General features: G+C 51.2%; 16 protein-coding genes. 10 read left to right on the forward strand and 6 right to left on the reverse strand.

Annotated elements, in window-relative coordinates:
* Positions 1-20: 20 nt before the first annotated feature.
* Both ACCW76_RS00340 and ACCW76_RS00345 read right to left on the reverse strand, forming a co-directional pair.
* Positions 21-860, reverse strand: a complete 840-nt coding sequence (locus ACCW76_RS00340) for a class I fructose-bisphosphate aldolase (RefSeq protein WP_436337401.1) — start codon at positions 858-860, stop codon at positions 21-23.
* Positions 844-2,598 carry a glycerol-3-phosphate dehydrogenase/oxidase gene (locus tag ACCW76_RS00345; protein ID WP_436337402.1) on the reverse strand — a complete coding sequence of 585 codons (1,755 nt, stop codon included), beginning with the start codon at positions 2,596-2,598 and terminating at the stop codon, positions 844-846. Before ACCW76_RS00345 ends, ACCW76_RS00340 begins: the two co-directional genes overlap by 17 nt.
* Before the next feature lie 282 nt (positions 2,599-2,880).
* Here ACCW76_RS00345 and ampC point away from each other — a divergent pair, with 282 nt between their 5' ends.
* Entirely contained in the window at positions 2,881-4,008 is a 1,128-nt protein-coding gene (ampC, locus tag ACCW76_RS00350) for a class C beta-lactamase (RefSeq protein WP_436337672.1), read from the forward strand.
* A gap of 43 nt (positions 4,009-4,051) precedes the next feature.
* On the opposite strand, the gene ACCW76_RS00355 is transcribed toward ampC, so the two are convergent.
* Positions 4,052-4,684 (reverse strand): LysE family translocator, encoded by a 633-nt coding sequence (locus ACCW76_RS00355; RefSeq protein ID WP_436337403.1) that lies wholly within the window; start codon positions 4,682-4,684, stop codon positions 4,052-4,054.
* 133 nt (positions 4,685-4,817) lie between these two features.
* Here ACCW76_RS00355 and ACCW76_RS00360 point away from each other — a divergent pair, with 133 nt between their 5' ends.
* The gene (locus ACCW76_RS00360) at positions 4,818-5,117 is read left to right on the forward strand and encodes a putative quinol monooxygenase (protein WP_045833388.1); all 300 of its coding nucleotides are present in this window, start codon (positions 4,818-4,820) and stop codon (positions 5,115-5,117) included.
* An 81-nt stretch (positions 5,118-5,198) separates the two neighbouring features.
* Positions 5,199-5,594 (forward strand): VOC family protein, encoded by a 396-nt coding sequence (locus tag ACCW76_RS00365; protein ID WP_436337404.1) that lies wholly within the window; start codon positions 5,199-5,201, stop codon positions 5,592-5,594.
* 19 nt (positions 5,595-5,613) lie between these two features.
* Here ACCW76_RS00365 and ACCW76_RS00370 read toward each other — a convergent pair whose 3' ends face one another.
* On the reverse strand, positions 5,614-6,093 hold the full coding sequence (locus ACCW76_RS00370; protein ID WP_436337405.1) for a hypothetical protein: 480 nt from the start codon (positions 6,091-6,093) through the stop codon (positions 5,614-5,616).
* A complete protein-coding gene (locus ACCW76_RS00375) occupies positions 6,090-6,857 on the reverse strand; it encodes a winged helix-turn-helix domain-containing protein (RefSeq protein ID WP_436337406.1) in 768 nt (255 codons plus the stop codon). The genes ACCW76_RS00370 and ACCW76_RS00375 overlap by 4 nt, the downstream gene beginning before the upstream one ends.
* Before the next feature lie 314 nt (positions 6,858-7,171).
* Here ACCW76_RS00375 and ACCW76_RS00380 point away from each other — a divergent pair, with 314 nt between their 5' ends.
* The 3 genes from ACCW76_RS00380 (at position 7,172) to ACCW76_RS00390 (ending at position 10,130) form a co-directional block, all read left to right on the forward strand.
* Entirely contained in the window at positions 7,172-7,849 is a 678-nt protein-coding gene (locus tag ACCW76_RS00380) for a LuxR C-terminal-related transcriptional regulator (RefSeq protein ID WP_436337407.1), read from the forward strand.
* Between the two features lie 235 nt (positions 7,850-8,084).
* Complete coding sequence (locus ACCW76_RS00385; protein ID WP_436337408.1) at positions 8,085-9,347, forward strand: DUF1479 domain-containing protein; 1,263 nt, start codon at positions 8,085-8,087, stop codon at positions 9,345-9,347.
* Positions 9,348-9,389: 42 nt separating this feature from the next.
* Positions 9,390-10,130 carry a DeoR family transcriptional regulator gene (locus ACCW76_RS00390; protein ID WP_436337409.1) on the forward strand — a complete coding sequence of 247 codons (741 nt, stop codon included), beginning with the start codon at positions 9,390-9,392 and terminating at the stop codon, positions 10,128-10,130.
* Positions 10,131-10,140: 10 nt separating this feature from the next.
* Here the strand turns inward: ACCW76_RS00390 and ACCW76_RS00395 are convergent, their stop codons facing one another.
* Positions 10,141-11,256 (reverse strand): GntR family transcriptional regulator, encoded by a 1,116-nt coding sequence (locus tag ACCW76_RS00395; protein ID WP_436337410.1) that lies wholly within the window; start codon positions 11,254-11,256, stop codon positions 10,141-10,143.
* Between the two features lie 372 nt (positions 11,257-11,628).
* Between ACCW76_RS00395 and ACCW76_RS00400 the strand changes: the two genes are divergently transcribed.
* The 4 genes from ACCW76_RS00400 to ACCW76_RS00415 all read left to right on the forward strand — a co-directional run bounded on the left by ACCW76_RS00400 (position 11,629) and on the right by ACCW76_RS00415 (position 15,280).
* Positions 11,629-12,201 (forward strand): SIS domain-containing protein, encoded by a 573-nt coding sequence (locus tag ACCW76_RS00400; protein ID WP_160867339.1) that lies wholly within the window; start codon positions 11,629-11,631, stop codon positions 12,199-12,201.
* Positions 12,202-12,215: 14 nt separating this feature from the next.
* Positions 12,216-12,689 carry a VOC family protein gene (locus ACCW76_RS00405; RefSeq protein ID WP_224928272.1) on the forward strand — a complete coding sequence of 158 codons (474 nt, stop codon included), beginning with the start codon at positions 12,216-12,218 and terminating at the stop codon, positions 12,687-12,689.
* 12 nt (positions 12,690-12,701) lie between these two features.
* Positions 12,702-13,694, forward strand: a complete 993-nt coding sequence (locus ACCW76_RS00410) for an autoinducer 2 ABC transporter substrate-binding protein (protein WP_237449327.1) — start codon at positions 12,702-12,704, stop codon at positions 13,692-13,694.
* A 104-nt stretch (positions 13,695-13,798) separates the two neighbouring features.
* Positions 13,799-15,280: a sugar ABC transporter ATP-binding protein gene (locus ACCW76_RS00415; RefSeq protein WP_436337411.1), complete on the forward strand. Its 1,482-nt coding sequence runs from the start codon at positions 13,799-13,801 to the stop codon at positions 15,278-15,280.
* Positions 15,281-15,298 lie beyond the last annotated feature (18 nt).

A 15,298-nucleotide genomic window follows, 5' to 3' on the forward strand; every position in this document is an offset into this window, starting at 1 on the left:
AGCGCCGGTGCAGGTAAAACTCAACCCTGCTGATAAATGTCCAGGGCTTCCGCGCCGCTGGCGCCCTGGTGGATGATCGCCATCAGCGCTTTCACTACGCGAGACGGATTATCGTGTTGATACACGTTCCGGCCGTACACCATACCGCTGGCACCTTGTGCCATTAACGCAGCGCTTTTCGCCAGTACCGGTGCCAGTTCACCTTTACCGCCTCCTCGCACCAGCGTAGGGCAGCGCGCCGCTTCCACGACGCGGTGAAAATCTTCTACATTTTCCGTTGGATCGGCTTTGATGATGTCAGCGCCAAGCTCTCGCGCCAACCGCACCAGCGGCACGATTTTCTCGACATCACCGAGTGAACCATAAGCCGCACCTTGTCCGGCGGGGGCCATCACCAGAGGCTCAATCATCAACGGCATGGCGTAACGATCACACGCCTGACGCAGACGGCCGATATTCTCCACGCACATGCGGAAAATGCCGGGTTCATCAGGAATCAGATAGAGATTCACCACCACTGCAGCCGCATCCATCTGCAATGCAGCGAGGATGGGCTCATCAGGGTTGTGCAACACCGCCCACATCTCACGATGGCGTGCCACGTTGTAGGCGTTACCGACATCCGTACGCATCACCAATGCTGGCTTACGGCCTGCGACCTGTTGCAACAGATCCGCCTGGCCGTAATTCACCTGAATCGCATCCGGCTGTGCGGCAATCAGGTTTTTTATGACCCCCTCAATATTTTCCAGCCCAATCAGAAAATCAGGCTCGTTAGCAATGCCGTGGTCGATGGCCACATCAAGGCATTTGCCGTGTTGAAACAGACGATTCATGCGGACTTTATTGCTGACTAACATGGCGTGTTTCCTCCTGGAAAAGAGTGGGGTTAAGACCGGTCAGACCGTGCTGACGCGCCAGACTGGCGCAGCTGCTTTGTAAATGGTGTTGTCGTTGAGTGGCGTTCCAGCCGCGCAAGTCGGCCATCAGTTCAGCAATTTCTGCTACCAGTGCGGGGGTTAATTCGCCGCAAATCGCCAGCGAGGTGCGGCGCACCAGCAGGTCCTCAAGCTGCTGAACCTGCTCATGCTCAATGAGGTAACGGAGTTCCAGCGCGCTATAACCTGCATGATGCTGCAGCGGTTGTTCACCCTGTTGCTGGATCAGGTGCAGGATCGGCAGAGCACGGCTGCCATAACGGCGGACTAACTGCGACACGCGGGACAGTGGCAGGGAATACTGCTGTGCGAGCTGGGTAAGCCACGCGGTTTGCCCGGAAGGTGCTGGGAAATCGCGGCCGCCGCCAATCGGCAGATCGCCGCTCGATACCCGGCGTTTTTCTCCAATCAGACGCAATACCCGGTCCGCTGCCTCTTCACCAAACTGACGGAAGGTGGTCCATTTACCACCAACCAGACAAAGCAGGCTGTAGGTATGTGCGGCAGCGGGGGGCAGCAGCACCAGCGAGTGATTGCGGGAGATTTGCCCGTTTACTTTGGCGTCGCTGGCCGGAAGTGGGCGCACACCGCAAAAGGTGTAAAGAATGGACGATTCCGGCACCACGACGTCAGGGAAAACAAAGCGCAGCGACTCAAGAATGTAGGCTTTTTCCTCTTCCTCACACACCACGCTATCCGGGTCGTCAACGCGAATATCCGTTGAACCCAGTAGCACCTTGCCAAACCAGGGAAACATGATGCAGACACGGCCTTCCTGGTTTTCGAAATAGACCATTTCCCCATCGAGCATCTGTAACAGTTCGGGGTGATCGATGATCAGATGCGAACCCTTAGTCCCGCCAATCAGTTTGGTGAAATGCCCAGAGGGCGCCAGGCGATGATTAAGCTGATCTATCCACGCGCCGCCGGCATTCACCAGTACATGCGGCTGCAGAGTAAAGTGCTCACCGCTGAGTGCATCCTGTAAGGTAACGGATTCGCCATCGGCACTCACCAGTTGCAGATAATTCAGCGCCAGCGCGTCTGGACAGGCGCGCTCAGCATCCTCTATCAATTCATAACCCAGTCGTTCCGGTGCACTGATCCAGGCATCGTAGTAGCTGGCGCTGTATTTCACCCAGGGTGCGAACCCAGGCCAGCGGTCGCGCGTAGCCGCCTCAGCGCGTACCTGATGTTTGGGCATGGAGCCGTACTGTTTGGTGTAAACATCGTAAAGACTGAGGCCGGTTTTGATCAGCAGTGCACCACGCCGCGTGGGTTTATCGCTCAGACGCAGAAAGCGCCGCGTGGCATTGATGAGTCCACCCCCCAGATTATCGATCGGGACGGTGGTGCGCAGCGGAAAAACATAGTGCGCGGCATTTTTCAGCAGCCGGTCGCGCTCAATCACCGACTCTTTGACCAGCGCAAACTCGCCGGTTTCCAGATAGCGCAGTCCGCCGTGGATCATGCGCGATAAGGCACCGCTGGCCGCCTGACACCAGTCGCCTTTTTCCACCAGAATCGCTGGAATACCTTGTAATGCCAGCTCGCGAAAGGTACTGATGCCGTTAATGCCGCCACCAATAATGAGCACCGGTGTCGACGTGCGTTGTCGTAAAGCACTGAGTCGCTGCTCGCGTGTTGCATTATTCTCCATGGATTGCTCCCCGGCTCGCGGCCATTTCGAGTACACCTGCTGTGGTAGATGTGACTGATCACGCTTGAATAAGAAAGAGTGTCACCTTTCCCATACCCGTAGCGGTAAAGCGTATTGTGAGATTTAAATCGTTGACGTAAAAAGGAGTTATCGTTAATGGGATTTTCAAAAGTTGTGATTGCTCTCACAAAGACGGTGTAAGTGTGAGGACGCAGTCGTGCCTGAATTAGAGCTGAAATTAGTTTCGTGTCAAAATAATGACTTAACTAAAATTAAGGGATTATCATGAATTTCTCGAAGATCGTCGGTGCGATTGGCTTGCTGACCAGCAGTAGCGTTTTCGCACAAACCCCTTCACCTGACGCCATTATTAAACCGTTGATGGAGCAGTATCAGATTCCGGGCATGGCGGTGGCTATTTTGCACGACGGCAAAACCGAGTTTTACAATTACGGCGTGGCATCTAAAGAGACACGGCAGCCGATTACCGCGCAGACCTTGTTTGAAATCGGGTCACTCAGCAAAACCTTTACCGCCACCCTGGCGAGCTATGCTGCTCAGCAGAAAAAGCTGCAATTTAGTGATAAAGCCAGCACATGGTTGCCGGAACTGAAGGGCAGTGCGTTTGATCAGGTGTCACTGCTTAACCTCGCGACCCACACATCGGGTACGCCGCTGTTTGTTCCGGACGATGTCACCAATCAGCAGCAGTTGATGAACTGGTACAAAAACTGGCAGCCGTCGGCTCAGCCGGGCACCCAGCGTGTCTACTCCAATCTCGGGATTGGTATGCTCGGCATGATCGCCGCCAAAAGTTTGCATCAGCCATTTATCCGCGCGATGGAACAACAACTGTTACCTGCAATGGGCATGCATCACACTTTTATTCAGGTGCCCGCATCGGCGATGGGCCAATATGCGCAAGGTTATAACAAGCAGGACAAGCCAGTGCGTGTGACGCCAGGCCCATTGGATGCGGAATCCTATGGACTGAAATCGACATCAGCGGATTTGATTCGCTGGCTGGCGATCCAACTCGATGAACAGAAGGTGGCGACGGAGTGGCAGCAGGCGATTGACGCCACGCATCAGGGCTACTACAAAACCGCCGCGTTTACCCAGGCGATGATGTGGGAATACTATCCGCTGCCCGTTTCATCCCAGCAGTTGGTGGACGGCAACAGCGGCCAGCGCATCATGAAAGGGATGTCGGCCACGTTGATCACGCCACCGCAGGCTGCGCCACAACAGGCGTGGTATAACAAAACCGGTTCGACTAATGGCTTCTCGACCTACGCGGTGTTTATTCCGTCACAGAAAATTGCGGTGATTATGCTGGCGAATAAATGGTTCCCAAATGACGATCGCGTTATGGCAGCGGACCACATCATTCAGGCGTTGAGTCATTAACAAATGAATGGGCGCGCCCCGGCGCGCCACGTTAAAGGGCACGCTACTTTCGTGCATCCAGAGCGAGTTTGACGGCCATTCCCGCCAACACCGTCCCCATCAACCAGCGCTGTAAACGCTGCCAGCTGGGGCGTGCCAGTAAAAATGTCGACACCTGGCCAGCAGTAGTAATGAAAATCGCATTGACCGTCAGGCTAATCACAATTTGGGTGACGCCCAATACCAGCGACTGCGTCAGCACGCTACCGTGATGCGGGCTAATAAACTGCGGTAACAGTGACAGAAACATCATGGCGATTTTTGGGTTGGCGAGGTTAGTGAGGAAACCCATGGTGAACAATTTACGCGGATTGTCGGCAGGGAGATCGCGCACGGCGAATGGCGAGCGGCCGCCGGGCTTGAGTGCCTGCCACGCCAGATACAGTAAATAGAGTGCGCCACCGAAACGCAACGCGTCATAGGCCCAGGGTACCGCCAATAGCCAGGCGGTGATGCCAAGCGTCGCGCACAGCATGTAAAACACAAAACCTAACGCCACGCCGCCGAGGGAAATATAACCCGCCCGTTTGCCCTGACACAGCGAACGTGAAACCAGGTAGATCATATTGGGGCCCGGTGTTAGCACCAATCCCAATGCCACCAATGAAAACGCTAACCAACTTGACAGTTCTGGCATGCAACACTCCTTGCGTTATTTTCGCAATTATGGCGTGAACCTGGCATATCAGGCAACGCACGTTTTCAGACTGACAACAGGAATAAGCTGCGTTAGTTTGGCTTTGCTTATTTTATTTAAAAGGGAGATGAAAATGACCGTTCCTGTAGTGGCACTGCTAACGGCAAAACCGGGTTGCGAAGATAAAGCTGAGCAATTATTTCGTGGTGTTATTGAAGAGACGCTGCGTGAAGAAGGGTGTATGACCTATCAGCTCAACATCGATAGCAAAAATCCGCGCCGCTTTGTCTGGACCGAAGAGTGGGCGAGCCAGGAATTACTTGATAAGCACCTGAATGCCCCACACATCGTTAAACTGTTCGCGGATCTTGAACCGCTGCTAGAACACGCCGAAGTGGTGGCATTACGCAAAGTCGCGGGTGGCAATGCGTGAAGAGAATAAGCAGACTTCGGTCTGCTTTTTATTTGTAGATTTTGATATGAGATTCCGCGTCAGAATATAAAGGAGACCAGAATGAGAACACAAAAGCGTTGCATGGGTTACGTCGCTATTGTGGTCGATGATTATGACCGCGCGATTGAATACTATACGCAAAAACTGGGGTTCCATTTAATCGAAGATACCCCGCAACCGGGCAAGCGCTGGGTGGTGGTCAATCCTAATCCGCAGAGCGATTGTAACTTGCTGCTGGCGCAGGCATCGAATGAGCGCCAGCAAGGGTTTATTGGTAACCAATGCGGCGGCCGCGTGTTCCTGTTTTTACAAACGGACGACTTCTGGCGTGATTACCAGCAAATGAAAGCCAATGGTGTCATTTTCTGTGAAGAACCCCGCGAAGAGGAGTATGGCACGGTTGTGGTTTTCGAGGATTTGTACGGCAACCGTTGGGATCTTTACCAGAACAAATGATCGACCGGTCTTACTCGCCTCAAAACCCAGGTTTCATACAGCGGTTAAGCGGCCGATAATGGAAGCCAGAAATGACCTGGTTTCCCACTTTAAACAGGTAGATGCGGGCGGTGAAATTCTCGTCCGCCAGCGGATCAATATATTTCCCGACGGCGGGATCTTGCGTATCGGGACCCGCAATGCGAAAAGATTTGCGGGTGGATACCGTAACGGAATCGGAGTGGTAGTCATAATCCAGGTTCACAGTGCGATCGACACTCATTCTGCTTTCCAACCCCTGCGGTGACATAAACGCCAGATAAGCATTAAGATGGCCTTCACGACTGCCGCTTAATATATCCCAATAGCCATGGCTTACCACCGTCCGGTCTGGTTCATCATAGATAATAAACGTCTCGGTCCGGCAATCGCCAGAAAATGGCCGTACAAAATAGGGCAGCGAAAACCAACCCAGCAGCAATGCCAACAGGCAACATGCCGCAGAAAAAGCCATTCTCATGGATGGTTTCTCCCGATAACCGCAAATGTCTGGCAAAAGGTTGTCGCCAGTTCAATTTCGCCATTGCACACAAAGAAATTAATCGCGTTGCCACGATCGGCATTAATGTAGATTTTGCTTTGCGGCGTAATGGAAACCTGCATTTTGTTAAGCCAGTAATTCACGCGCGTTGCCGACTCATGTTTGTCATTTTCCACGTATTGAGAAAACAGAATGGTGTGCCCATTTAGCTGGAGTGATTCGCCATATCGCAATGGGTGGATAAGTTGTTGGCTACGAATCAGAGCGCCCGCGATAAAGAACAGGCAGCAGAGCAGCAGCGTAAGTGCCCTTAATTTTATGTTAGCCGGTTTATTCTTAACGGCTGATTTCGATGTATCAGAAACAGAGAACGCTGATGTCTCTTGCTTTTGATTCACACTATCCTGGCATTCCGGGAACGAATAATTTTGTGAGTCTGATACCAGGGTAATGCAACCGGGTTTTAAGCGATATCCCATGTATCCCAGTGTTTCAAGAATTTCGCCTTCCACATCAAGTGAAGCGAGTGATTTCCGGATGCGAAAAAGGGTTTGTCGCACAGTATTATCGGAGACCACAGCCCCATGGTTTTTCCAGCAGGCGTCATGTAAGGCTTCTTTGGAAACGATATTACCTTCATGCTCACACATGTACGTCAGGCATAGTTTACTTTGCCTGCTAAGAATAATCTCTTTATCTTCCAGCCTGATCAGACCGGTATCGGTAAAAAAAATAATGGTCACTTCTGCCTGGTCCCCATGGTGCATCTTCAACGCACACTTTTCATTCGGCTGATTATAACACGGTCTGACAAAACGGCATGCTGATGATGCCATTCAAGTAAGTAACAGCCTTGTCACAGATATATCTATATGATTAATATAGAAATAATATTCATATCGGTGACTTTTAAGTGACATTTACACCAGCGTGTTGAAAGCCTTCAATCTAGCGAATAATATGCGCATCGGATTAATCGCATGGCATCGGATAATATCGATCAGATGAATCTGTAATAATTGCATATTGGCGTGATTACAATTGAGGAATATCAACAATGCATAGCGTCATTAAAATAACAACCAGCAAACTCAAAAATAAAAATATCGCTATTATGACACCCAGCGCGATCACTTATTATGGTATTCGCGCCATGTTGACAACATTGAATGCTGTGACGGTGACTCACCATCCCATCCAAACCCATGATGAACAGATCAACATCATTGATAAAGACCTGGATCTGATTATTATCGACACTGAGGTTGGCAATGCAGATGTTATTTCTATGCTGATAAAATCTTACTTGCCCACGGCATCTGTCATCATTTTGACCCGCGCATCGGATATCAGACTATTACAAAAATATAAAAAATCAGGTGTGCAAGCGATATTAAACAGGAAAAGCAATCAACGCGAGGTTGAAGAGGCGGTGACGGCAGTACTTGAACATCGAGTTTGGGGATTTGAAGTCAAACCCACTGCTCCGCAGAAGGGTTCATCTCTTCGGCAGGTATTCTCATCGAGAATGTATGAAGAAGCGATGCTTTCACTCAGTACCACGGAAAGAACGATCATCCGCTCCATCTATCGCGGCCGTACCGTAACGGATATTGCTGTTGCCAAAGACAAAAGTATTAAAACCATTAGCAGCCAAAAACAGTCTGCAATGCGCAAACTCAATGTAAAAAATCTGGCTGAACTCCATCAGCGTTATCACGCCTGGCTGGAATAGCACCTGCCCGGCCATTTCGTTCCCACACATTACCGTCTTCTTCCTCTTTATTTCCCGTCATTTCTCTTCATTTCCCGGCACCGGAGAGCCACTCCGGTGCACTTTCGGTTGGACGTTTTTCTCAGTTTTTTGTGATGTATTTCATAAAATCGTGCGCTGAGGTTAGGTGAAATATCGCCAGGTTGTTATGAATGAAGCTTATCTAAGTTTCATTCGAAACAATAGGGGCGACAAAATGAATACATCTTTTACCTCTTTACAACAACCTGAAGATGCAAAGCACCATATCCGCTTGATGAAACAAGTGCTCAGAGCGCAAATCGGCGATGTTGAGGGCCTGTTTGAGCAGGTCAGAAGCAAAATCCTCAGCGAAATTGCTGCAGCACGCGAGGAAGAAGCGCGAAACGGCACGGCATGGCCACAGGTACGTTGGGATGACATAGCCGCTGGGCGCATTTCCGATGAAGTGAAGGATCACATTCGTCGTCGCGGGTGTGTGGTGGTCAGGCAAACCTTTACGCGCGAGCAGGCGCTGGGCTGGGATGCGTCAATGCTGGAATACCTTGATAAAAATGATTTCGATGAAGTCTATAAAGGGCCGGGTGACAACTTCTTTGGCAGCCTCGATGCATCACGTCCTGAAATTTACCCGATCTACTGGAGCGAAGCACAGATGTCTGCGCGCCAGAGCGACGCCATGGCACAAACCCAATCCTTCCTGAATCGCCTGTGGACCTTCGAATCCAACGGAACGCGCTGGTTTGACCCTGATGTCAGCATTATCTACCCCGATCGTATTCGCCGTCGTTTACCTGGCACGACATCAAAAGGGCTGGGCGCGCATACTGATTCCGGTGCGCTGGAACGCTGGTTACTGCCGGCTTACCAACAGGTGTTCAGCAAAATCTTCAATAACCAATTCGATCAATACGATCCCTGGGATGCGGCACATCGCACCGAAGTGAACGAATATCAGGCCGGTACGACCACCAAATGTTCAGTTTTCCGCACTTTCCAGGGATGGACAGCGCTGTCTGATATGCAATTGCATCAGGGATTACTCCATGTGGTGCCCGTACCGGAAGCGATGGCTTATCTGTTGCTGCGTCCACTGCTAAAAGATGTGCCGGAGGATGAGCTTTGCGGTGTTGCACCGGGCAAAGTGCTGCCCATCTCACAGCAGTGGCATCCGGAACTGATTGAGGGATTGTGCTCGATTCCGGCCATGGAGGCGGGTGATTCTGTGTGGTGGCATTGTGATGTCATTCACTCGGTTGCTCCGGTTGAGGATCAACAGGGGTGGGGCAATGTGATGTACATCCCTGCTGCGCCCCTGTGCGAGAAGAATGCTGCCTATGCCACTCAGGTTGCTCAGGCATTGGCCACCGGTGCTTCACCGGGTGATTTCCCGAAAGAGGACTATGAAACCCACTGGCGTGACCGGTTTACCCTGGACGCGTTAAATAGCAACGGTCGTCGCAGTCTCGGCTTAGAGTAAGTTTCTGGTAAGCTGAGTAAAATTTAAAATGAAGCAGGCATTATGAACGCACGTCATCAGCACATTATCCAACTGGTCAGCGAACGCGGCAGCGTCAGCGTTAATGAACTGGCGCAAACCACCGGCGTTTCTGAAGTGACGGTGCGTCAGGATCTGAATGTTCTGGAGAAAGGCGGCTTTCTGCGCCGCGTGCACGGTTCTGCCGTGGCGCCAGAAAGCGATGATGTTGGTGCACGTATGCAGACCCGCTTTGCCGTCAAAAAACGCCTCGCGGAGTACGCCGCTTCGCTGGTTAACGCGGGTGAAACGGTGTTTATCGAGGGCGGCAGTACTAACGCTTTGCTGGCGCGCGAACTGAGTGAACGCGGTGATATCACGATTATTACCGTAAGCCATTACATCGCTGGTTTGTTGAGAGAAAAGGGCGGTGATGTGATCATTCTCGGCGGGCTGTTCCAAAAAAGCAGTGAGTCCGTGGTTGGGCCGCTGACGCGTTTGTGCATTCAACATCTCAATTTTCATAAAGCGTTTATCGGTATCGACGGCTGGGATGCCGTTACCGGATTTACCGGCCGCGATATGCTGCGCTGCGATGTGGTCAACGCGATCATGGAAAAGCAGACGCACACTGTCGCGCTCACCGACTCTTCTAAATTTGGCCAGATCCATCCCTTCGCCCTGGCGCCGACATTGCCCTTTAAGCAGGTGATCACCGATAACCAACTGTCCCCGGCGTTTCAGGAGATATTGCACCAGCAGCCAATGGAATTAACGCTGATTTAGCGAAATGAGTTTAGCAGGCGTGGCAGGAAGCACGGACGATCAGTTCCCCCTGCGCGATGAGGTGGAGTGGGCTGGCCTCAGGATTATCCAGACGGTGCATCATCGCGACGACCGCGTTATGTCCAATGGCATTGAAGGGCTGTTTCCAGGTGGTTAACGGAATGCCCAGCAGCGCGGAATATTCATTGTCATCAAAACCGACGACGTTGATTTTTGCCCCCTGCTGACTGCAAAGGGATAACAACTTCATCGCGGTAAAGTCATTGGCACAGACGACATCACGCGCGCCACTGGCCAGTAACTGGTGAATAAAGTCGGCATGATTCAGTTCGCCTTCATGCTGCCAGGACTGCTGGGGAGTGATGTCCGCTTCCTGCAACGCCAGTTGATAACCGAGCATGCGCATATAAACCGTGTTTGCGGAGAAACGTTCGCAGAGGAAATCGATGCGGCGTGGGCGTTCGGCCAGTAAATGCCGCGTCATCACTGCACCCGCTGCGACGTTATCGATGCCAATTAAATCCCACCGGCTGCGCGCAGGCCAGCGCACCACATCACTGTCCAGCAGCACCACACTCATGCCGTCGCGTTCCAGTTTACTCAGAATCAATTGATTAATTTCAGTGGCGAAGGGATGAAATTCAATGGGAATAAAGAACACGCCTTTTACACCACTACGTTGGTAGCGCTCAATCACACCATCAATCTTGCTGATGATGGCCTGACGTGAAGCACCTGCGCCCAACGTCATGACACCGTTCCACACCAAATCAAAGTTGAAGGGCTGAGACAGAGCGGCAATGGATTTAAAGATCTGCTCAAACAGAAATCCACTTTCGTTGGCTTCCATACGTGGCGAAAGAATGCCCAACGCCATCGCGGGCGGCAGGTGTGTCATCTGGCTGGGTTCAGAATAGGTAATGTAATGGCCTGAACCCTGGGTACTGCTAATCAGCCCCTGTTCACGTAAGCGTGACAGTGCGCGAGATAGCGTGGGGCGTGAAACATCCAGCTCGGCACACAGCATCATTTCAGTCGGCAAACGTTCACCGCTGGCATAATCGCCACGATGAATACGTTGCGTTAATTCAAGATACACGCGATCCAGCTTGCCTGATTTCGCCATAGTGCGGTTTGCCCGTTGATCAACAGTTTCAGCGATGGAACACATTAAGGGAGTTAATAAGTAAAATCAACTAACTGAAAAACGTGCAAATTTGTAAATTATGAAAAAATGATAGTGGATTCGATTTTTTTAAATTGAACGACATTGAGTGAAAAATAGCGCACAAACTGAACGGAAACTTGTGATCAACTCCGCTAAATCGCTATTTGCGCTCGATATGTAATCCATTTGTGTTTGTTTTGTGATCAATTCCAAAAGATAAAGTAAAAATGTTGCGTAAGGTTGTCATCAGTTGTCAGGTATTTAATTTTACAAATTTGTAAACATAAAACCCTACATCTGTGCCTGTTAGGGCCAACTGAGGAATGACACATGTCTCAATACGCAGCATTGGTAGAGAAGGTCATTAATGAAAACCGCGACACACTGCTGGCCGTTGATCCGCACCAAATTGACCAGCTCATCACAGAAATCCGCCAGGCGAAAACCATCCAGCTTTATGCCATGGGTCGCATGCAACTATCAGTGCGTGGCTTCGCCATGCGCCTTAAGCACATGGGATTTGACAGTTACGTCGTGTATGACACCACCTCGCCCTATCTTGGCAAAGGTGATTTGCTCATCGTGCACTGTGCCGTCACCAATGTAGAACTGAACATCATCAAACTGGCGAAAGAAGCCGGTGCCCGCATCGTGTTGCTTACCGCACACCCTGAAAATGAACATGGTCAATATGCGGATTTGGCGGTGCGTGTACCCGGCCAGATATTCGGCGGCGAACAGGAAATCCCGTCCATTCAGCCCATGTCTACCTTGCTGGAACAGTCGCTGTTCCTCTTCACCGATATCGTCACCATGATGCTGATTGAGCAGTGCGGAATCCAGATGGATGCGATGAAAGCCAGCCACACCAACCTCGAAGGGTTGCCTCATAAATTTGCCTGAGTGGAGCGCATACGATGAAAGACGGTGACATCATTCAGATTGCTCATCTGGTGGAAGATCTTGATGCGGCAATGCAGCACTACTGGGAAGCCTTCAACATGGGCCCGTGGGATGTCTATACCTACGGTCCACACAACGTGAACCAATCGATCTACCGTGGTCAACCGGCAGAGCATATCTACAAAATTGCCGTGTGCTGGATTAATGGCGTGCAGATGGAATTGATGCAGCCGGTCTCAGGCTACAGCATCTATGACGAATACATCGAAAAGCACGGGTACGGCTTGCATCACCTCAAACTTTATTTTGCGGATTGTGAAAAGGCGCTCGAAACCTACAAAGCACGCGGATATGACGTGGTGCAGAGCGGCAATATTGGTGATGACGTTTTCTACTACCTCGATACTGAGGAGCGTTTTCAGGGTGCCGTGATCGAAATCGGTAACGCTGGCTCCATTCCTGAACCTGAACGGCGCTATCCCGCCTGATATAGGACACACATGATGATGAAAACGCGTAATGCTCTCACGCTGGCACTGCTGCTGGGCGTGACCTCAATCTGCACATCGCTGCCTGCTCAGGCGGCAGATGAATACACCATGGTCGGTATTCCCAAGTTGCGTTCTGCATGGTTCAACGATTATGAAACTGGCCTGAAAAAAGCGGCCAAAGATTTCAAAATCGATGCCTATCAGCAGGCACCTGCCTCCGCTGATGAAGCGCAGCAGGTACGCATTATCGAAGACAGCATCACCCAGGGCGCCAATGCATTGTTGGTGGTGCCAAATAATGCCAGTTCGGTGGAGCCAGTCTTCAACCGTGCGCGAAGCCAGAAGATTGTGGTCATCACCCACGAATCAGTGAACCAACCTGGCGCTGACTATGACGTTGAGATGATCGAAAACGAAAAATTTGGTCGCTACATGATGGATGAGTTTGCCAAACATGCGGGTGGCAAAGGGGAGTTCGCTATTTATGTGGGCTCATTGACCGTACCTGCGCACAACACCTGGGCAGATGCCGCGATCAAAGAGATGAAAGAGAAATATCCCGATATGAAGCTGGTCTCCGATCGCTTCCCGGTCAGCGAAGATCGTAACGCCTCACGTCAGAAAACATTGGAGTTACTTTCAACCTATCCCGATTTGAAAGGGGTACTGGCATTCGGCAGTCAGGGTGGGCCGGGTGCTGCACAGGCGCTGCGTGAAAAAGGCCTGGTGGGGAAACTGACCGTGATTGGAACGACGTCGCCGAAAGAGAGCGCCACCTTCCTCAAGGACGGGTCCTTGACCGAATCGATTCTCTGGAGCCCGGGTGAGGCCTCCTACGCCATGGCCTACATCGCCAAAATGGTGCTGGATGGCAAGCGGGATCAGATCAAACAAGGTCTGGAAATCCCCACGCTTGGCGTACCGACCATCAATGGCCAAAACATCATCTTTGATAAGCCACTGACGGTCACCAAAGACAATTACAGCAAGTACGATTTTTAAATGATGAGGGCGGCATCTTTGTCGCCCCCTAAGCCTGAAAGGTTTATTCGTGAGGCGTCATCGATGATGCCCGTCTCTTTCACCGCAGAGTGTGCGGAGGTCGTATGCAGTTTTTATCTGTGGCGAATGTCACGAAAAAATTTGGCGGCGTGACCGCACTCAACGATGTCAGTTTTGATATCAATGAAGGAGAAGTGCACGGCCTGGTGGGTGAAAACGGCTGCGGCAAATCCACCTTAATGAAAATCATTGCCGGCGTTGAATCACGCGATCGCGGTAGCCTGACCATCAAAAATCAACCCATCCAGCGTTTCACGGCAATGGATGCGGTGAAGCAGGGCATTGGCATCATCTACCAGGACCTGTCACTGTTTCCCAATCTCAGCGTGTTAGAAAACATCTATATCAGCCAGATGCTGAATGACCGCAAAGCGCTGGTGCGCAGCAGCACATACAAAGATAACGTCGTCAAAATCATCGCTCAATTGGGCATTCATCTCGATTTAGACGCAACGGTAGACGAACTGCCCATTGCTAAACAACAGTTGGTGGCGATTGCACGTGCGCTGGTCAATCAATCAAAACTGATCATCCTTGATGAACCCACGACCGCGCTAACGCGCAGCGAAATCAACAATCTCTTTGCTATTTTGCGCCAGTTAAAACAGCAAGGTATCGCCTTCATTTTTATCAGCCACAAACTGAATGAATTACTGGAAATCTGCGACCGCGTCACCGTGATGCGCGATGGCAAAGTCATTGACTGCCAGCCCACGGAAAAACTCACCAGCGGTGATATTGAAAATCTGATGCTGGGCTATGCCCTGAGCTTTGAAACGCGGGCAACCAGCGCAACGGATGAGGTGCTGCTCAGTGTTCGCCATCTCTGCAAACGCAACAGCTTTCAGGATGTCAGTTTTGAATTACGCAAAGGTGAAGTCTTAGGCATCGCCGGATTACTGGGTGCCGGACGTACCGAACTGGCCATGGCACTGTTTGGCGTGGAGCCCGCACAAAGTGGCGAAATCTATTTGCATGGTCAACCTGTCACCATCAACAGCATTCATGCCGCGGTTAAACACGGTATCGCCTATGTTCCCGAAGATCGTCTGGCCCAGGGGCTCATCATGGAGCAGAGCATCGCCGCGAATGCGGCTATTTGTACCCTGGATCATTACCTGACCCCGATGCGACTGCTTAACAGTCAAAAAATGCGCGATACGGTTGAGGAGTTGCTCAAAGGCATGCAGGTGAAATATGGCAGTCAGGACCAACCGATTCGCATGCTTTCCGGTGGCAATCAGCAAAAGGTGGTGCTGGCAAAATGGCTGGCCATGCGACCTCAGGTGTTCATTTTGGACAGCCCCACAGTGGGCATTGATGTGGGTGCCAAAAACTACATCTACCAAACCGTGAAAGCGAAAGCGCAGGAAGGCATGGGCATCATTTTTATTTCGGATGAGCTACCCGAGCTGCTGGCCAATTGTGACCGCATCATCATGATGCAGCGCGGTCGTCTGGGCAAAAGCTGGCGCAGTGACGAAATTGATAATGAAACGCTGCAACATGAGATGGAGCGGCAATAACGCCCACCGAAGGAGAGT

It is taken from the genome of Pantoea sp. C8B4, assembly GCF_051336905.1.
Classification (GTDB): domain Bacteria; phylum Pseudomonadota; class Gammaproteobacteria; order Enterobacterales; family Enterobacteriaceae; genus Pantoea; species Pantoea rwandensis_B.

What these genes read in the sequence shown, in the direction of transcription:
- ACCW76_RS00340 (WP_436337401.1), bottom strand. Translation starts at nt 860, where the DNA reads ATGTTAGTCAGCAATAAAGTCCGCATGAATCGTCTGTTTCAACACGGC.
- ACCW76_RS00345 (WP_436337402.1), bottom strand. Translation starts at nt 2,598, where the DNA reads ATGGAGAATAATGCAACACGCGAGCAGCGACTCAGTGCTTTACGACAA.
- ACCW76_RS00355 (WP_436337403.1), bottom strand. Translation starts at nt 4,684, where the DNA reads ATGCCAGAACTGTCAAGTTGGTTAGCGTTTTCATTGGTGGCATTGGGA.
- ACCW76_RS00360 (WP_045833388.1), top strand. Translation starts at nt 4,818, where the DNA reads ATGACCGTTCCTGTAGTGGCACTGCTAACGGCAAAACCGGGTTGCGAA.
- ACCW76_RS00365 (WP_436337404.1), top strand. Translation starts at nt 5,199, where the DNA reads ATGAGAACACAAAAGCGTTGCATGGGTTACGTCGCTATTGTGGTCGAT.
- ACCW76_RS00370 (WP_436337405.1), bottom strand. Translation starts at nt 6,093, where the DNA reads ATGAGAATGGCTTTTTCTGCGGCATGTTGCCTGTTGGCATTGCTGCTG.
- ACCW76_RS00380 (WP_436337407.1), top strand. Translation starts at nt 7,172, where the DNA reads ATGCATAGCGTCATTAAAATAACAACCAGCAAACTCAAAAATAAAAAT.
- ACCW76_RS00385 (WP_436337408.1), top strand. Translation starts at nt 8,085, where the DNA reads ATGAATACATCTTTTACCTCTTTACAACAACCTGAAGATGCAAAGCAC.
- ACCW76_RS00390 (WP_436337409.1), top strand. Translation starts at nt 9,390, where the DNA reads ATGAACGCACGTCATCAGCACATTATCCAACTGGTCAGCGAACGCGGC.
- ACCW76_RS00395 (WP_436337410.1), bottom strand. Translation starts at nt 11,256, where the DNA reads ATGGCGAAATCAGGCAAGCTGGATCGCGTGTATCTTGAATTAACGCAA.
- ACCW76_RS00400 (WP_160867339.1), top strand. Translation starts at nt 11,629, where the DNA reads ATGTCTCAATACGCAGCATTGGTAGAGAAGGTCATTAATGAAAACCGC.
- ACCW76_RS00405 (WP_224928272.1), top strand. Translation starts at nt 12,216, where the DNA reads ATGAAAGACGGTGACATCATTCAGATTGCTCATCTGGTGGAAGATCTT.
- ACCW76_RS00410 (WP_237449327.1), top strand. Translation starts at nt 12,702, where the DNA reads ATGATGATGAAAACGCGTAATGCTCTCACGCTGGCACTGCTGCTGGGC.
- ACCW76_RS00415 (WP_436337411.1), top strand. Translation starts at nt 13,799, where the DNA reads ATGCAGTTTTTATCTGTGGCGAATGTCACGAAAAAATTTGGCGGCGTG.